The organism is Faecalimicrobium sp. JNUCC 81 (assembly GCF_053667625.1).
The window spans coordinates 408,978-426,851 of record NZ_CM132203.1; the positions used below are offsets into that span (position 1 = coordinate 408,978).

Annotated in this window: 16 protein-coding genes; 14 read left to right on the top strand and 2 right to left on the bottom strand. The window is 26.6% G+C overall.

Features of this window, described 5'->3' with window-relative positions; translation table 11 throughout:
- The first annotated feature begins 52 nt into the window (after positions 1-52).
- From JNUCC81_RS02110 to JNUCC81_RS02150, 9 genes are all read left to right on the top strand, one after another.
- Positions 53-1,183 (top strand): XRE family transcriptional regulator, encoded by a 1,131-nt coding sequence (locus tag JNUCC81_RS02110; RefSeq protein ID WP_454095105.1) that lies wholly within the window; start codon positions 53-55, stop codon positions 1,181-1,183.
- A gap of 191 nt (positions 1,184-1,374) precedes the next feature.
- A complete protein-coding gene (locus JNUCC81_RS02115) occupies positions 1,375-2,091 on the top strand; it encodes a LytR/AlgR family response regulator transcription factor (protein ID WP_454095106.1) in 717 nt (238 codons plus the stop codon).
- Between the two features lie 4 nt (positions 2,092-2,095).
- Complete coding sequence (locus JNUCC81_RS02120; protein WP_454095107.1) at positions 2,096-3,376, top strand: sensor histidine kinase; 1,281 nt, start codon at positions 2,096-2,098, stop codon at positions 3,374-3,376.
- A gap of 13 nt (positions 3,377-3,389) precedes the next feature.
- Positions 3,390-4,196: a YhfC family intramembrane metalloprotease gene (locus JNUCC81_RS02125; RefSeq protein WP_454095108.1), complete on the top strand. Its 807-nt coding sequence runs from the start codon at positions 3,390-3,392 to the stop codon at positions 4,194-4,196.
- The gene (locus tag JNUCC81_RS02130; protein WP_454095109.1) at positions 4,193-4,597 is read left to right on the top strand and encodes a DUF3887 domain-containing protein; all 405 of its coding nucleotides are present in this window, start codon (positions 4,193-4,195) and stop codon (positions 4,595-4,597) included. Before JNUCC81_RS02125 ends, JNUCC81_RS02130 begins: the two co-directional genes overlap by 4 nt.
- Positions 4,598-4,618: 21 nt before the next feature.
- Positions 4,619-5,368, top strand: coding sequence for a hypothetical protein (locus JNUCC81_RS02135; protein ID WP_454095110.1), 750 nt, complete (start codon positions 4,619-4,621; stop codon positions 5,366-5,368).
- A gap of 264 nt (positions 5,369-5,632) precedes the next feature.
- Positions 5,633-6,169: a hypothetical protein gene (locus tag JNUCC81_RS02140; RefSeq protein WP_454095111.1), complete on the top strand. Its 537-nt coding sequence runs from the start codon at positions 5,633-5,635 to the stop codon at positions 6,167-6,169.
- A gap of 183 nt (positions 6,170-6,352) precedes the next feature.
- Entirely contained in the window at positions 6,353-6,874 is a 522-nt protein-coding gene (locus JNUCC81_RS02145) for a sigma-70 family RNA polymerase sigma factor (RefSeq protein ID WP_454095112.1), read from the top strand.
- Positions 6,875-6,885: 11 nt separating this feature from the next.
- On the top strand, positions 6,886-8,091 hold the full coding sequence (locus JNUCC81_RS02150) for a DUF4179 domain-containing protein (RefSeq protein ID WP_454095113.1): 1,206 nt from the start codon (positions 6,886-6,888) through the stop codon (positions 8,089-8,091).
- A 50-nt stretch (positions 8,092-8,141) separates the two neighbouring features.
- Here the strand turns inward: JNUCC81_RS02150 and JNUCC81_RS02155 are convergent, their stop codons facing one another.
- A complete protein-coding gene (locus tag JNUCC81_RS02155; protein ID WP_454095114.1) occupies positions 8,142-9,593 on the bottom strand; it encodes an aminoacyl-histidine dipeptidase in 1,452 nt (483 codons plus the stop codon).
- 284 nt (positions 9,594-9,877) lie between these two features.
- On the opposite strand from JNUCC81_RS02155, the gene JNUCC81_RS02160 reads away from it, so the two are divergent.
- The 4 genes from JNUCC81_RS02160 to JNUCC81_RS02175 all read left to right on the top strand — a co-directional run bounded on the left by JNUCC81_RS02160 (position 9,878) and on the right by JNUCC81_RS02175 (position 15,749).
- Positions 9,878-12,256 (top strand): endonuclease MutS2, encoded by a 2,379-nt coding sequence (locus tag JNUCC81_RS02160; protein WP_454095115.1) that lies wholly within the window; start codon positions 9,878-9,880, stop codon positions 12,254-12,256.
- An 18-nt stretch (positions 12,257-12,274) separates the two neighbouring features.
- Positions 12,275-12,718 carry a DUF523 domain-containing protein gene (locus JNUCC81_RS02165; protein ID WP_454095116.1) on the top strand — a complete coding sequence of 148 codons (444 nt, stop codon included), beginning with the start codon at positions 12,275-12,277 and terminating at the stop codon, positions 12,716-12,718.
- A gap of 150 nt (positions 12,719-12,868) precedes the next feature.
- Positions 12,869-14,569 (top strand): arginine--tRNA ligase, encoded by a 1,701-nt coding sequence (gene argS / locus JNUCC81_RS02170; RefSeq protein ID WP_454095117.1) that lies wholly within the window; start codon positions 12,869-12,871, stop codon positions 14,567-14,569.
- 256 nt (positions 14,570-14,825) lie between these two features.
- Positions 14,826-15,749, top strand: a complete 924-nt coding sequence (locus tag JNUCC81_RS02175) for a hypothetical protein (RefSeq protein ID WP_454095118.1) — start codon at positions 14,826-14,828, stop codon at positions 15,747-15,749.
- Between the two features lies 1 nt (position 15,750).
- Here JNUCC81_RS02175 and JNUCC81_RS02180 read toward each other — a convergent pair whose 3' ends face one another.
- The gene (locus JNUCC81_RS02180) at positions 15,751-15,954 is read right to left on the bottom strand and encodes a hypothetical protein (protein ID WP_208333071.1); all 204 of its coding nucleotides are present in this window, start codon (positions 15,952-15,954) and stop codon (positions 15,751-15,753) included.
- Positions 15,955-16,114: 160 nt separating this feature from the next.
- Between JNUCC81_RS02180 and JNUCC81_RS02185 the strand changes: the two genes are divergently transcribed.
- Complete coding sequence (locus JNUCC81_RS02185; RefSeq protein ID WP_454095119.1) at positions 16,115-17,869, top strand: B12-binding domain-containing radical SAM protein; 1,755 nt, start codon at positions 16,115-16,117, stop codon at positions 17,867-17,869.
- Positions 17,870-17,874 lie beyond the last annotated feature (5 nt).

Consider the following 17,874-nt stretch of genomic DNA (forward strand, 5'->3'; position numbering starts at 1 on the left):
ATTTTAAATTTTAAGATGACGGATATCATAAATTATGAAAGTGAGATAAAATATGAGCAAAAAAAAGATATTTAACGGAAAAAGATTAAAAGTTGCAAGAATGTATAGAGGTAAAACAATAGATCAATTAGCTAGTGAAACTAAAATAAATAAAAAAGATTTAATAGCTTTTGAAGAAGAGAAGTACAAGCCAGTTGTAGAAAATGAGATGAAAATATCAAATGCACTAAAGTTCCCAAGAGAGTACTTCTTTCAAAAAGATAGTATAAAGGTATTAGTTGAAAGTACTCATATTAGACCAGAATCACCAATACCAAGAGTGGAAGAAATCTCTTATAAAGAAAAATTAGTAATGACTCATAGAATAATATCTTTTATAGAAGGATATATAAAATTCCCAGAAATGAAATTAGCAGACAACTTAAGTAAGTATGATGATATAGAAGAATTAGCTACTAAAGTTAGAAGATATTGGGGATTAGGAGATGGACCTATAGGGAATATGACGACATTACTAGAAGTAAATGGAATAGCAATATCGTCTATGAATGTGGATAAAAAAGGTTCAATGTCGTTTACTCAAAAGCAAAGTATAGATAAGGTAAGCAGATATTTAGTATCTTTAGGAAATGATAGAAAATCAGCTACAATAAGAAACTTTGATTTAGCTTATGAACTAGCATATATAGTATCAACAGAAGCTAACATACCGTCTAAAAAATTCTCAAAAGATGAATTTGCATGTGCATTTTTATTACCAAAGGAAGCTTTCTGGGCTGATTTAGCTAATGTTAGTGAATTAGAAGATTACGTAGAATTAAAGAAAAAGTGGATAGTTCCAATATCTGCAATGATTTTAAGAGCGTATACTTTAGGAGCTATAAATTATAAAAAGTATATGTACTTAATGAAGGAAATGGATAAAAAGGGATGGTTAAAAACAGAACCATTAGATGAAAATATAAAAGCTACAAGTCCTCAATTGTTGAAAAAAGCTGTGGAAATGTTAATAGATAATAAGATAATGAATGGACAAACTTTAGTGGATAACTTAGAGAACTGTGGATTAAGTATATATCCAGAAGAAATAGAAGTTTTATTAGGATTAAAAAGTGGTATGATAGCACCAAAATCTAATAAAAAAGATAATGTAACTAAGATTAACTTTAAAAATAGAAAATAGCATAAAGTAGTTAAAAAAGGTATTAAAATAGTATTTATTATTTTAATACCTTTTGTTTTTATTTAATTAGATAAAATATCATAATGTACTTTATACATAATTTACTGTAACTTGTGTATACTTGTTGCCAGAAGTATGGTTTAAAGCTTATAATTCTTAATAAGTAAACGACAATAAAAGGAAGGTATAAAATGCTAAAAATAGCTATTTGTGATGATGAGATAAATATTTTAAATAAAACTAAAGAAATAATAAAAAGCTATTCAAAATCAGATATAGAAATAGCAACATATGAGAGTGGAGAAGAGTTAATAAAGGATTATATTAACTTTGATATTATATTTTTAGATATTGATATGAAAGGTATAAACGGAATAGATACAGCGAAAAGAATAAGGGAAAAAGACAAGCTTGTAAAAATAATTTATGTAACAAACTATACAGATTATACTTCATCTGCTTTTAGTGTACATGCATTTGGATATATAGTAAAACCAGTATCACAACAGCAAGTTCATCATCAGCTAGACGAAGCACTATCATATATGATAGAAGAAGTAAGTGAAATTTTAGAATTTAATACAACAGAAGGACTTATAAGAGTAGATTTAAAAGATGTATATTACTTTGAATATAAGTTAAGAAAGGTAATAATGAAATGCAGGGATTACTCTTATATTATTAAAGATAAAATATCTGAAATAGGTGCAAATATGGAAAAGTATAACTTTGTAACTCCACATAAAAGCTTTTCTATAAATCTATATAACGTAAAATCAGTAAAAGGATATGATATTCATATGATGGATGGAAGCATTATACCTCTATCGCAAAAAAAATCTACCCAGTTTAGGCAGAGCCTAAATATTTATTTCAGCAATAAAATTGAACTAAATAGAAGGGGGTAAGATTGTGGAAATATTTATAGGTATAGTATTACCGATTATAGGAAATTACTTTTTAACATATATGTATTTTTACTTTATGAGCAAAGTTGAGAGAAATATTTATAAAAGTAAAAGATTTTATATTATAACTTACTTAGTATATTCAACCATAATAACTATAATATCACTTAAAGGAAATGGATATATAAATTTAGCATTAATGGTAGCAGGGATAGTTTTAATAGGCCATTTTGGATATAACAATTCGAGATCATATAAACTACATTACTTATTATTTCCTATTGGATTATTTATGTGTGATACATTAATAACAATAGCATTAACCCTAGTAAAACCAATATCAAATAGTATTGAAGCTATCTATTATCATTATGCGATGTCTTTAATAACCTTAAGGCTAATAGACTTTATTTATACAAGATTAGCAATAGGATTTATGAATAGAATAAAAATAAAAAATTTAAAATTCAAACAGTCTATTAGCTTTATGATTATACCTATATTTAGTTTAATTTATTTATTTACACTTTTAAGTTATATGCAAATATTTGCAGGTGTTGAAGAAATAATACTGTTTATTATAAATGTAATTATGATATTTATTGTGAACATATATGTAACATACACTTTTGAAAATATATCTAAAAATAATATACTACAAAATGAAGTTAACCTATATCAACAACAATCAAAGCTTCAGTATAAGTATTATGATAATTTAGAAAAAAAGTATCAGGACTCGAGAAAACTAGCTCATGATATAAGAAATCATTTAAATACAATTGAAGAACTTTATAAAACTAACGATACAGAAAGTACTAAGATTTATACAGATGATATACATAAGATGTTAAATGAATTAAATCAGAAATATTATACGAGCAATAGAGTGCTAAATATAATATTAAATGATAAATTTGATATGATAAAAAAGAAAGAGATAAATGTAGAATTTAGAATAGGTGATGTAAATTTAGAATTTATAAGAGATATAGATATAACAACTATATTTGCAAATTTACTAGATAATGCAATTGAAGCTACCTTAGGTAGTGGATATATAAATTTAGATGTAAATAAATTTAATGAACTATTAGTAATAAATATATCTAACTCTATAACTACTAAACCAATACAGAAGAATAAAAAGTTTAAGTCGACTAAAGAAAACCACCAAGGCCTTGGGATTGAAAATATAAAAAAAGCACTAGAAAAATATGATGGAACTATGCTAATAAACTTTGACGAAAGTGAGTTCAAAGTAAATATTATAATACCAATATAAAGGTGGGGTAAGTATGATTGAAACAAGTGTTATAGTGAGTTTAATTGTAAGTACTTTAGTATGTTTTTTAATACCAACAATAGGTTTTGTATATTTTTTTAAAAAACATAAGAAAGTACCAAAAAGTTTTCTTGTTGGAATGTTGATATTTTTTGTATCACAGATGTTAATTAGGGTGCCAATACTAACTTATGTACTTCCTAATATGATGTGGTTTATAAAAATGCAGACAAATCCTTATTTATATGGAATATTCTTAGGATTAACTGCGGGAATATTTGAAGAAGTTGGAAGGTTTATAGCTTTTAAATATTTATTAAAAAATAATCGTGAGTTTGATGACGGTATATCTTATGGATTTGGACATGGAGGAATAGAGGCCATACTTTTAGCTGGAGTATCTTGTTTATCTACGTTAATAGTTTGTATTATGATAAACAATGGAACAATAAATGCACACTCAAGTGAATCTTTAAGTTTACTATACAGCCAATGTATAAGTTTAACTCCAGGACTTGCGCTTATATCAGGATTTGAAAGAATTAGTGCTATGGCAATTCATATAGGTTTATCTATGATTGTTCTTTATGGAGTTAGGAATAAAAAGATTTTATACTTGTTTATTGCAATACTAGTTCATACATTAGTAAATGCACCGCTAGTTATACTTCCACAAGTTTTCGGCGTTGGAATAGTCGGAGTTGAGATTTATATATTTATCTGTGGATTAGCCTTAGCAGGGTTTGCAGTATATTCTAAAAAATTATATAAAAAAGATAGTTTATCTAAAAAAATTATAAGTGAGGGAGAAAAATTATGAAGAGAGTAAAATTATTATTAGTAGCACTTTTAACGGGGATTATATTAGTAGGGTGTAGTAGTTCAAAATTAAGTGATGCATTTGATGAGGCAACTTTAAAAGAGAGAGGTAAAGAAGTTGTAAATTTTATTATCAATGGAGAGTACGATAAGATATCAGGGCAAATGAGTGATAAGATGAAGGAATCAGCATCACCTGCAGAATTTGAAAAAACTTTAAAAGATGGCTGGGATTCTATAAAGGATAAACTTGGAGAATTTGAAAAAATTAGTAAGGAAGGTATAGCACAAGAAGGAGATATTGCTGCAATTATTGATGTTGTAAAGTTTAAAAATGGAAAGCTTAAGTTTATAACAAATTACAATGAAAATATGGAAATAGAAGGGCTTTTCTTAAAATAGCTTAGAAGGTGTGATGAATTTATGGGGGAGAATATAGTACTTTTAGTTTCGATTATACCTGTAGTAGTAATTTTTTTAGGAATTGGAATTTATTCTTTTAAAAATAATATTCCTATGCATTTTTGGTCTGGAACTATAGTAGAGGCTAAAGAGATTACAGACATAAAAGCCTATAACAAAGCTGTTGGAATAATGTGGATTGTTTATGGATTATTATACTTTATATCGTGGGTAATTTCAGTATTTTCTAAAGAAATTGGATCTATATTAATGGGATTATTAGCATTACCTGGAGTTATTGCTTTAATTCTTTGCTATAATCGTATTTATAATAAATATAAAACAGGTTATAAAAAAGAACAAACTAAGCAAGATAAAAAATACATGTTGCTTGCAGTGGGATTTATAACTATACCATGCCTAGTTTTTTGTTTAATTTTAGCTACTGTTGATGTAACAGGTGGGCATGAATTAACTATAAAAGATGATAAAATTAGGATGCAAATGACATCTTTTAAGATAGAAGATATTAAAAATATTGAACTTTTAGAGGATATAAATATTTCAAGTAAAATAACTGGGTCTGGTACTTTTATTTATTCTAGAGGTGTATGTAATGTTGAAGGTGAAGAAGCAATAGTATACATTTACAAAAATAAAAAGCCTTATATAAAGATTAGACTTAAAAATGATAAAATTATTTATTATAATGAAAAAAATAGTGATGATACAGAAAAAACATATAATAAATTACTAAAATATATTAAATAACTAATACCTTAAATACACTTAATTTATTATTAAGTGTATTTTTTATTAAAAAATATTATTAATTTAAATTATAGAAAAATAAAATTTATTAGATATCTATTTAAGCCCAAATAATGACTATTCAAGCCTAATATATAGAATTAAATAGAATTAAATGTTATTCTATTACAGGGATTATTAGAAAACATAATTTAAAAAAATAAATTCAAGGTATAGTAAAATAAGTAGATTGTAGATTACTATATTAATTTAAGGCGGTAAAAAATGAATGACAATAAACTATTTACAGTAATGACCTCTATGGAAAAGGAAGACTATCGTAATTTCTTATATATAGCAATACTTTTAAAAAGTAAAATAAAAATTCCGTTAATGTTTTTATTTATAGCATTTTTGTCTACACTTCTTGCTTATAGTGAAGATCAATTTTATATAAAAGATTTTTTTATTTATTTTAGTATGTTAATTATTATATTTATATTAACAATTATATATAAAGTTGAAACTAAAATTAAACAAAGAGTAAAAACTGATAAGATGGGAACATTTAACTCACAAGGTATACTAGATTTTTATGAAAGTTTTTTAATTGCTAAAAGTACAGCAATTGAAGGTGAATGGAAACTTAAGTATGATAACTTTTATAAAGTATTCGAAACTAAAGAGTATTTTATTACTTATTTTAATATAGACCAAGCAGCTTTAATAAGAAAAAAGGATATGGAGAATAAAACCATTGAAAATTTAAGGTCTTTATATAAAAATAATCTAAAAAATAAATATAAAATAGTAAAAATTTAAAAATAAATTTAAAGAAAATAATTAATGAATAAAACCTAAATAAGTTACAATAAATAAGCAGAGTTTAAATATTTAAACTCTGCTTTTTAATATGAAAAAAATAAATTTTAAATAAAGTGATAGAATTTCAATTTGAAACTCGTATTAGATATTGTAAAAGCTTTTACAGAGGGAGGAAATAATTTGGAGGACGAATTAATAATTAAATATATAAAAAGGAGAAAGGAAAAAGGAATGGAGATGCTTATAGACAATTATAGAGGGATTATAACATCAGTAGTTAGAAAGCATTTAGGGGTTCTTATTAACTATGAGGAAGAGTGTGTTAGCGATGTGTTTTTATCTATTTGGGACAATATAAAAAGTTTTGATAGAAATAAAAATAACTTCAAAAATTGGATATGTGCAATATCAAAGTATAAAGCTATAGATTATAAAAGAAAGTATTTATCTAAAATAGAGACTTTAGATATTAGCGAAGAAATTTACTATATAGACAAAGAACTTCTAAAATCGGAGATGGAAGAAGAGATAAATGAAATATTAAATCATCTAAATGAAAAAGATAAAGAGCTCTTTATTAATTACTATATACAAGGCAAAAATTTAGAAGAAATAGCTATAAAAACTAATACAAAGGTTTCTAATTTATATAATAGATTATCTAGGGGTAGAAAAAGAATCAGAGAAAAATTATGTAAATAGGAGGGGATTAAATGAAAGATAAATTTGAAATTTTAAACGATGTTAAAATAGATGTTGATGAATATAAAGAAATAAAATTTGATAATAATGATGAATTTAAAAGTAAGATGAAAAGTACATTAAGAAATAGAAAAAGTAAGTATAAGAAAGGTTTAGTGGTAGCATCATTAGTAGCCATAGTTGGAAGTGGAATTTTGTTTAATGAAAATGTATTGGCATATATTGAAGATATATGGTATTCAGTAAGTGATATAGTAAAGATGAAAGAAGATGAAGTTAGTACATATAAGTACAATATAAATAAAGTGGCAGAAGATAAAGATGTAAAAATATTATTTAGAAATATTCTACTTGATGATGGAAAACTTCTTATAGATGTAAATATAGATTATAGTAAATTTAATCTATTTAAAGGATTTACTAAAAAACAGCAAGAAGACTGGGAAGTTGAAAAATGGGGAAATAGAGATACTACTTTATCAGTAGCAGAATTAAATGAAATATATATTGACGGAGTCAAGTTTGTGGGAATATCAGGGGGCATAGGAGAACATGAAAGGGAGGATGAAAATAAAAAAGTAATAGATGATATTATGGAACAAGGTATAAATGCAATAGAAAATGAATCAGAAGAGTCTTTTTATGAAGAAATAAATAAAGATAAATTTCCTTATGTAGTAGATGGAAATAAAACCTATAACTTTAAAATAAAAATAAAAAAATTGCATCTTGCGGAAAACTATAAACAATATTATAACTCATATGAAGATGCTAAAAAAGATGGAGGACCTCATGCAGGAGTTATAAGAGGAAACTGGGAAGTTAACTTTGATATAAAAGGATCTGAGTTAATTGATATGTCAAAGTCATACAAATTTAATAAAAGTACTGATTTAAACATTAATGGCAAAAACAGCAAAATAGAGATAGAAGAATTAAAAGTATCTCCAATCTATATGACGATAAACTGTAAATACTATGGAATTGATAAGGAAAATATAGATAGCTTAGAATTAAAAATATTAGACCAAGAAAATAAAGAATTACCTAGTTATGGTATTGGTTATGATGTAGATAAAGGAGAAATTCAATTTAGATATAAAAATACATCAAGTAAATATGAAGAATTAACACTTATACCATATATGGTAGACGATGAAGGAAATACTGCAATATTATTTGAAGATGATGGTATAAAATTAGATATCAATAATTAATAAAAAAGGTGTCTCATTAAAATTTAAATTGAGACACCTTTTTATTTATTTTATTGAATATTCATAGATTTAAGTATTGCAACTAAATAATCCCAAGTATTTTTAGTAGAGCTTATACTTAAATGTTCATTAGGAGTATGAACCTCAAACATATTAGGTCCTAGAGATATAGCCTCAGCATGTGGCATCTTATCAAGTAATAATCCACACTCAAGACCAGCATGTAAAGCCATTATTATAGGTTCTTTACCTGTTAATTCTTTATAAGTATTAAAACATATCTCTTCTAATTTAGAACCCTTAGTGTATTCCCAAGCTGGGTAATCACTATCTAATTCTAATTTACCGCCTAAAGCATTAGCTAATAAATCCATTCTATTAGTTATATCTTCTTTTAATGTTTTAACTGAACTTCTAACAGCACATTCAAATGTAATTTCGTTTTCTAGAGTTCTAACAACTCCTAAGTTAGTTGAACTTTCAACTAATCCTTCTATATCCATACTCATAGTTTGGATTCCATTAGGTATTACATTCATTAATTTTATAACTTTGTCTTTAGAATCACATGAGAATACTTTATCTACATTAGCATCAGAACATTCTATAGCTAATCCTGGATCTGATGTAGAGAATTCATTTTTTAATATATTAGTTATTTCACTTATTTTTGATTTAACATTTTCAACTTCATTTTTATCAACAACTATTACACAGTCAGATTCACGAGGTATTGCATTATTTTTAGAACCACCCTCAACTTTAGCTAAATCGTAATTTACATTTAGTAAATTTAATAATCTACCCATTAATTTATTAGAGTTTGCTCTTTGTTTTATTATATCCATACCAGAGTGGCCACCAAGTAAACCTTTGATTTCAATTAATAAAGCTTGCTTGTTAGAGTCAACGTTTTCAAAAATTAAAGGAAGTTTAGATGTAGCTGTAGTACCACCAGCGCAACTTACTAATAAATGACCTTCTTCTTCAGAGTCAAGGTTTATTATGTATTTTCCTTTAAGTAAGCTACCATCAAGTGCCATAGCACCAGTCATACCAGCTTCCTCATCAGAAGTAACTAATAACTCAATTGTAGGATGATCTAAATCATTAGATGCTAACACTGCCATACCCATAGCAACAGCTATACCATTATCTGCTCCTAAAGTAGTTCCAGTTGCATATATAAAATCATCTTCAGTTCTTAATTTTATAGGATCTTTTGTAAAATCATGATCTGTATCTTTATTTTTTTCACATACCATATCCATATGTCCTTGAAGTATTACACCAGGACAGTTTTCAAAACCTTTTGTAGCAGGTTTTCTTATTATTATGTTTAGTGCGTCATCTTGTATAGTTTCAAGACCTAATTTTTCACCAAAACTTTTAAGATAGTCACTTATAGCTTTTTCATTTCCAGAACCACGAGGAATTTGAGATATCTCTTCAAAATAATTAAACACAATTTCTGGTTGTAAACCTTTTAATACGTTTTCCATAAATAACACTCCTTTTAATATAATTTCTGTCATCTGTATTTGTGCGGTCGTGCAAGTTACATGAACAAAGTATCTAGTAAATGCTTTATTTTAAATAAATTCTAATATAAACTAGATTAATATATACATATTAGGTAAATAATATACCAAAAAACCTAATTTAAACCACTTAAACTAGATTTTTATAGTACAAATAAACTATGATTATGTATAATATATAAATAGTATAATACAAATTCACATAAAATACACATTAAAATAAATATATACATTAAGGAGGAAGCATGAACGAGAAATCACTAAGAGTTTTAGAATTCAATAAAGTAATCGACATATTGAAAGAAAAAGCTTCATCTTCTCTAGGTTTAAAATATATAGAAAATTTAACACCAAGCTCTAATTTTGAAGACGTTAAGTATATGCTTAAGGAAACTAGCGAAGCACAAGCTATATATATAAAAAGAGGAAGTATTGGATTACAAGGAATACATGATATAGAAGATAAGGCTAAAAGAGCTGATATAGGGGCATCACTGGATCCAGGAAGCTTAATTATGATAGCAGATACTTTAAGAGCGGCTAGAACATTAAAAAATAATTTTTCTGGTAGTGATGAAGAAGATTTTAACTATCCAATAATACAATCTCTATCAAATTCTTTATATGCATATAGAGATATAGAAGATGCTATATATAATGCAATAATAAGTGAAATAGAAATATCTGATAATGCATCAAGCACATTAAGAGATTTAAGGCGAAGAATAGTACAAAAAAATCAATCTATAAGATCTAAATTAAATTCAATAATAAGCTCTACCACTTATCAAAAATATCTTCAAGATGCAATTATATCTGTAAGAGGAGATAGATTTGTAGTGCCTGTAAAAGCAGAATATAGATCGCAAGTATCAGGTATAGTACATGACCAATCATCATCAGGAGCCACTTTATTTATAGAGCCTATGAGTATAGTTGATATGAATAATGAATTAAGACAATTAAGGCTTTTAGAAAAAGAAGAGATAGAAAGAATTTTAGCTGAACTATCAGCTATGATTGGAGAAATATCACAAGATTTAATTTCGAATCAAGAGATTTTAGGAAGGCTTGATTTTGCATTTGCAAAAGGAAAATTATCTGTGGGGATGAGAGGTGTGGAGCCTACATTAAGCGAAGATAAGTATATAAATATAAGAAATGGTAGACATCCATTACTAGATAAAGACAAGGTTGTACCAAATAGTGTTTATTTAGGTAGAGAATTCCATACATTACTTATAACTGGTCCAAATACAGGTGGTAAAACAGTTACTATAAAAACAGTAGGGTTATTTGCACTTATGACTCAAAGTGGGTTACATATACCAGCTGATTTTGGGAGTAGTATGTGTGTATATGATAATATTTTTGCTGACATTGGAGATGAACAAAGTATAGAACAAAGCTTATCAACCTTCTCATCTCATATGACAAATATAGTTTCTATATTAGAGGAAGTAAGTGAAAATTCTTTAGCAATATTTGATGAACTAGGTGCCGGAACAGATCCAGTAGAAGGGGCTGCCCTTGCAATAGCAATATTAGAGGATGTACATATGGCTGGGGCTAACTGTATAGCTACAACGCACTACAGTGAACTTAAAAACTATGCATTAACTACAGAGGGTGTAGAAAATGCAGCAGTAGAATTTGATTTAGAAACATTAAGTCCAACATATAAACTTTTATTAGGAGTGCCAGGAAAATCAAATGCATTTGAAATATCAACAAAGCTAGGTCTTAGTTCACATGTAATAACTAGAGCTAAGGAATTTATAAATTCTGATAACATAGCAATAGAAGATGTTCTTCAAAATGTTGAGAAAAATAGAATAAAGGCTGTAAAAGAAAGAGAAGAAGCGGAAAAATTAAAATCTCAAATTGAAAGACTTAAAAATGAATATGAAGAAAAGATTTCAAAATTATCAGCTAAAAGAGAAAAGCTTATGGAACAAGCAAGAAGTGAAGCATTTAGGGTTACAAGACAAGCAAAAGAAGATGTTGATAATATAATTAAAGAACTTAGAAAGCTAGAAGAAGAAAGAGCTTCAAAAGAAAAGAACCAAAGAATAGAAGAACTTAGAAAAGAATTAACAAATTCTATGGGAAGTCTTCAGCCAACTATTAAGAGTATGATAGAACCAAAAGTTGTTACAAAAGAAATAAAAGATTTAAGACCTGGTGAAGAAGTCAAAGTAATAACACTAAATCAACAAGGTAGTGTTGTATCTGTTGATAATAATAAAAAAGAAGCAGTAGTTCAAATTGGAATAATGAAAATGACCCTTCCATTTAAATCATTACAAAGAGCAAAACAAGACCCTAAAACAACTGTTACAAAACAAACAAGAAAAATAATTAAATCTAAATCTGGAAATGTAAGAAGTGAAGTAGATTTAAGAGGGTTAAATTTAGAAGAAGCTAGAATGGAAGTTGAAAAGTATCTAGATGATGCATACGTAGCAGGTCTTGAAAGTGTTACTGTTATACATGGGATAGGTACAGGAGTATTAAAATCAGGGCTTCAAGATGTATTAAAAAGAAATAGACACGTTAAGTCACAAAGGGCCGGAGAATACGGTGAAGGTGGAGCAGGTGTTACAATAGTTAAATTAAAATAAATATAAGAGGTTATTATTATGATAGCAGTATCTGCATGCTTGCTTGGAATAAATTGTAAGTACAACGGCAATAATAATGAGAACGAAAAAGTAGTCAATTATTTAAAAGATAAAGAATTTATATTAATTTGTCCAGAACAATTAGGAGGACTTTCAACCCCTAGGAATCCAGCGGAAATAATAAATGGTGATGGATATAGTGTAATAAATAATGAATCTAAAATAGTTGATAAAAATAATAAAGATGTAAGTATTGAATTTATAAAAGGTGCTAATGAATCTTTAAAAATAGCTAAAATGTATGAATGTAGAGAAGCTATTTTAAAGGAGGGAAGTCCATCTTGCGGAAGTAACTTTATATATGATGGAACTTTTTCAGGAAAAAAAATAAGTGGTGTAGGTGCTACTGCGGCACTTTTTAGAAAAAATGGAATAAAAGTAATTAGTGAGACAAAATTATAATTACAATTTGATTTTATCATGTATATAATTAAGTAATTTAAATGAATATACTTAGATTTCAAAATATAGCTATGAAAAATGCCAAATAACTTGAAAAAACTCAGAAATTGATTTACCATAAAATAATAAGAATAAGAGAGGAGAAATAACATGCAAGATTTTAAAATAGCAATAGCAAATTGCCTAAAAGAAAAAATAGAAGATTTATCTGTAGAAGAAATAATAGCACTAGTAGAAATACCACCAAATAAAGATATGGGAGACTATGCTTTTCCTTGTTTCAAATTAGCAAAAGTATTTAGAAAAGCTCCTAATATGATAGCAGCTGAGTTATGTGAAACATTAAATGCTCAAGGTGCTATATCAAAGATAATACCATTAGGCGGATATGTTAATTTCTTCGTTAATAAATCTCAATTAGCAGAAAGCGTTATAAAGGATGTATTAACTCAAAAAGAAAAATATGGGCGTAGTGAAATAGGAAAAGGAGAAAATGTTATAGTTGAATTCTCATCTCCAAATATAGCTAAGCCTTTCCATATAGGTCATATAAGAACTACAGTAATAGGGAATGCTTTATACAAAATGTATGAATCTCAAGGATATAATACTACAAGAATAAACCATTTAGGAGACTATGGAACTCAATTTGGTAAGCTAATAGTAGCTTTCAAAAAATGGGGAGATAAAAAAGCAGTAGAGGCTAGTCCGATCCCAGAATTATTAAAACTATACATACAATTCCATGATGAAGCTGAAGCTCATCCGGAAATGGAAGATGAAGCAAGAGCATGGTTCACTAAACTAGAAAACCATGATGAAGAAGCAACTCAGTTATGGCAATGGTTTAGAGATGAAAGTTTAAAAGAATTTAACAGAGTATATGATTTATTAGATATAGAGTTTGATTCTTTAGCAGGAGAAAGTTTCTATTCAGATAAAATGCCTAGGGTAATAGAAATGCTAGAAGAAAAAAATCTTTTAAAAGAATCTAAAGGTGCAAGAATAGTTGATTTAGAAGAATATAAGATGCCACCAGCACTTATAACTAAAAATGATGGATCAACATTATATATGACAAGAGATTTAGCAGCGGCTATATATAGATATGAAACTTATAACTTTGATAAATGTGTGTACGTAGTTGGTAGCCAACAAAACTTACACTTTGAACAATGGTTTAAGGTTATAGAACTTATGGGATTTGAGTGGGCTAAAGATTTAGTACACGTTGGATTCGGTATGGTTGCACTTGAAAATGGAACTATGTCTACAAGAAAAGGTAGAGTAGTCTTCTTAGAAGATGTATTAAATCAAGCAATAGATAAGACTAAAGAAACAATACTTGCTAAAAATCCAAATGCTTTAAATGTTGATACAATAGCTAAGCAGGTAGGGGTTGGAGCAGTAGTATTCCAAGAGTTATCTAACAGTAGAATAAAGGATTATACATTCTCATGGGATAGAACATTAAGCTTTGATGGAGAAACAGGTCCATATGTTCAATATACTCATGCTAGATGTTGTGCAGTACTTAGAAAAGCTAATGAAGAGGCTACAACAAATATAAACTATGAGTTATTAAATGATGTAGATAGTGCAGAAGTTTTAAAAGTTATAGCATCTTTCAATAAGTGTATAGTTGCAGGATTAAGAAAGAATGAGCCTCATGTAATAACTAGATTTGTATTAGATTTAGCTCAAGCATTCAATAAATTCTATCATGACAATCCTATATTAGTTGACGATGTAGAGGTAAGAAAAGCAAGACTTGCTTTAGTTGAAGCAACTAGACAATCTTTAGAAAATGGTCTAAAATTATTAGGAATGCATGCACCAGAAAGAATGTAATAATATAAAAAATATGGGGAATGTCGAAAACTGATACTTTACATCTAAAAATGTAATATCGTATAATGATAGTATATAGTAGCATACAGATATCTTGTACACTACTATTCCCCTGAATAAATGACAGCTTAATGCTGTCTCTTTTTTTTTTAAAAGGAGTTATAATTATAGACAAGCTACTTAAATACAAGTATATTAAATATGGTAGTTGATAAAAATAATTATTATAGAGTATTACACGAGGAAGGTAATATTAATGAAAGATAACATAATAAAAGATTCTTATACATTTGCATTTGATATAGGAGATAAAAACTTAAAAGATTTAATCATAATAAATACAAAATGCTTAGTTGATGATGAAAAACAAAGATATGTTTATATAGATAATAAAAGGTTAAAAGACGAATTAATTTATTTTAGATTTTATGGAGAAAAATTAGAGTATAATAATATATTAAATATACTATTGCCAGTTATACTTTCAAATACGAATATAAATAAAAGTGAAGATGAGGTAGTTAATCTAATTCAAAAGTACATAAAGTACCTTAAAAAAGAAGATTTTACATTTGATTATATACTAGGTTCAGTATTATATAATATAATTGTTCAAAAAATTGTAGAAAATAAAAATATAGAATATATTGATTTACTTCAGATTATGAAGGAAAGAATTATAGAATTTTCAATAGAGTTAGATAAGGTTAATACAATTAAATTTCAAATGGAAAGAATTAAGATTATACAAGAAATTGATAAGTATATAGACTTAAAAGCTAAAAACTATAATGATGAAAAGATAGTAGGTAGTTTATTAAACATATTATATGATATTTATATAGAAGATAGAGAAGTACCTAACGATGGAATTAAAAGTATAAAAAAATCTATACTATCTATATTAGGTGAAAATTCAAATAATAATATAGACAATATAGATTTTATTTTATCGATGTCAGAGTACATTTACAAATTGAGAAATTATAAAATCAATAAAAAAATGTATGATAAAAATGTAGATCCACGCAACTTAATCAGCCTTAATGAAGGAGATACAGTAATAGATCCTGTACTTAACCAAATAACAGTTATATCAAAAGAATTTAGTAATAATATACTAAAGATAGATGTCAAATCTAAATCGGGTATATACTATCTAAAATTCAAAAAATCTTAAGTTATTTGTTAGTAGATTCTAAATAATTTACGAATTCTTCTTCAGTAGTATCAGTTAAAAAACATAGTTCTTTTACAATACTATTTCTAAGCTCTAGAAAATCTTTAAGGCCTGTGTTTTCATTAGTATATTCTAATGCCTTTACAATAAGTAATAAATCTCTTTTAGATAAAGCGTTGATAGACACTTGGTCAATTAATCCCATAAAAAACTTCCTTTCTAATCATATATACTTAATACTAATATTCTACAAAAAATATGTAAAAACCTTCTATTAAAAAATAAATTGATAAGATATTACATATACTATTTTAACCTAAGAAGCATACAAAAATATATAACAATATAAAAAAGAGGTGAAATAATTGAAAATATTATTAACAACGCTTAACTCTAAATTTATACATACAAATTTAGCTATAAGATATCTAAAAGAATTTGTAAAAGACTTAGTAGAAGTAGATTTAAAAGAATATACAATAAATAATGATTTAGATTATATCTTAAAGGATATACACAAGAATGATTATGATATAATATTATTTTCCACATATATATGGAATGTAAATGATATAGTAAAACTTTGTGATAACATAAAAAAAGTTAAACCAAATACTAAAATAGCTTTAGGTGGACCGGAAGTAAGCTACGATAGTGAATGTTCTATGAGAAACTTCCCTTTTGTAGATTATATACTATGTGGTGAAGGTGAACTTGTATTTAGAGATTTAGTAATGCATTTACAAGGAAACCTAGATATAGGTAATGTAGAAGGTGTAGTTTATAGAGACGGTAATAATATAATAACTAATAGACCTAAAGCACTACTTGAAAATTTAGACGAAATACCTAGTCCTTATGAAAATTTAGATCCAAGTGAATATGAAAATAGAATAGTTTATTATGAAACATCAAGAGGATGTCCATTTAACTGCCAATACTGTTTATCTTCAACTTTAAAAGGATTAAGATATTTTAGTATAGAGAGAGTAAAAAAAGATTTAAAAGCTTTAATAGATGCAAAAGTATCTCAAATAAAGTTTATAGATAGAACTTTCAATGCAAATAAAAAATTTGCAAAAGAAATTATGAACTTCCTTATGGAAAATGATAATGACTATACTACATATCACTTTGAAGTTACAGCTCATTTATTAGATGATGATGTACTAGATTTCCTAGCAGATTGTAAGGAAGGTCTTTTCCAATTTGAAATAGGTGTTCAAACTACTAATGAAAAAGTTTTAGAAGAAGTAGGAAGAAGAGACGATTTTAAAAAGTTATCGTATGTAGTTCAAAAGGTAGCTTCATATAGAAATATACACCAACACTTAGATTTAATAGCAGGGCTTCCATATGAAGATTATTCGAGTTTTGAAAAATCATTTAATGATGTATTTAATTTAGGTATAGAGCACCTACAATTAGGTTTCTTAAAAATGATAAAAGGGACCGGTGTAAGAGATAGAGCAGAAAAACATGGATATAGATATAAAGATTATCCTCCATATGAAGTTTTATATAATGACTATATAAGTTATTCACAAATGTTAAAGCTAAAAGATATAGAGGAAATACTAGAAAGGTATTATAACTCTAAAAACTTTGTGTTATCTATGAGATATATAATATTTAATTATTATAGTGAGAGTCCATTTAAATTCTTTGAAGAATTTGCCACATACTTTGATAAAAATGGATACTTTGATATGGCACAAGGTAAAAATCAGTTATATAAAATATTATTAGATTTTTATAATGATAAAATAAATATAAATAATGATATGTTTAATGATATATTAAAGTATGACTATATATCACTAGGAAAGACATCTAACATTCCACAATTCTTTAATAAACTAGAATTAGAAGATTTTAAAAATAGATGTCACTTATTCTTACAAAATGAAGATAATATATTAAAATATATACCTAAGTTTGAGAATAAACCAGCAAAACATATAATAAAATACGTTCATTTTGAACCTTTTAACTTTGATATATTAAAATTAAAAAATGACATCAAAGCTAACATAGAGAAAAATGATAATGTAATACTGTTTGTATATGATGATAAAAAGATATTTGAAAAATCAAAAGCATATAGTATAGATTTATAAGAAGG

Bases quoted from the DNA above. Each gene is read 5' to 3' on its own strand.
- JNUCC81_RS02110 (WP_454095105.1), top strand. From the start codon at position 53: ATGAGCAAAAAAAAGATATTTAACGGAAAAAGATTAAAAGTTGCAAGA.
- JNUCC81_RS02135 (WP_454095110.1), top strand. From the start codon at position 4,619: ATGGGGGAGAATATAGTACTTTTAGTTTCGATTATACCTGTAGTAGTA.
- JNUCC81_RS02130 (WP_454095109.1), top strand. From the start codon at position 4,193: ATGAAGAGAGTAAAATTATTATTAGTAGCACTTTTAACGGGGATTATA.
- JNUCC81_RS02180 (WP_208333071.1), bottom strand. From the start codon at position 15,954: ATGGGATTAATTGACCAAGTGTCTATCAACGCTTTATCTAAAAGAGAT.
- JNUCC81_RS02160 (WP_454095115.1), top strand. From the start codon at position 9,878: ATGAACGAGAAATCACTAAGAGTTTTAGAATTCAATAAAGTAATCGAC.
- JNUCC81_RS02115 (WP_454095106.1), top strand. From the start codon at position 1,375: ATGCTAAAAATAGCTATTTGTGATGATGAGATAAATATTTTAAATAAA.
- JNUCC81_RS02125 (WP_454095108.1), top strand. From the start codon at position 3,390: ATGATTGAAACAAGTGTTATAGTGAGTTTAATTGTAAGTACTTTAGTA.
- JNUCC81_RS02140 (WP_454095111.1), top strand. From the start codon at position 5,633: ATGAATGACAATAAACTATTTACAGTAATGACCTCTATGGAAAAGGAA.
- JNUCC81_RS02165 (WP_454095116.1), top strand. From the start codon at position 12,275: ATGATAGCAGTATCTGCATGCTTGCTTGGAATAAATTGTAAGTACAAC.
- JNUCC81_RS02150 (WP_454095113.1), top strand. From the start codon at position 6,886: ATGAAAGATAAATTTGAAATTTTAAACGATGTTAAAATAGATGTTGAT.
- argS (WP_454095117.1), top strand. From the start codon at position 12,869: ATGCAAGATTTTAAAATAGCAATAGCAAATTGCCTAAAAGAAAAAATA.
- JNUCC81_RS02155 (WP_454095114.1), bottom strand. From the start codon at position 9,593: ATGGAAAACGTATTAAAAGGTTTACAACCAGAAATTGTGTTTAATTAT.
- JNUCC81_RS02175 (WP_454095118.1), top strand. From the start codon at position 14,826: ATGAAAGATAACATAATAAAAGATTCTTATACATTTGCATTTGATATA.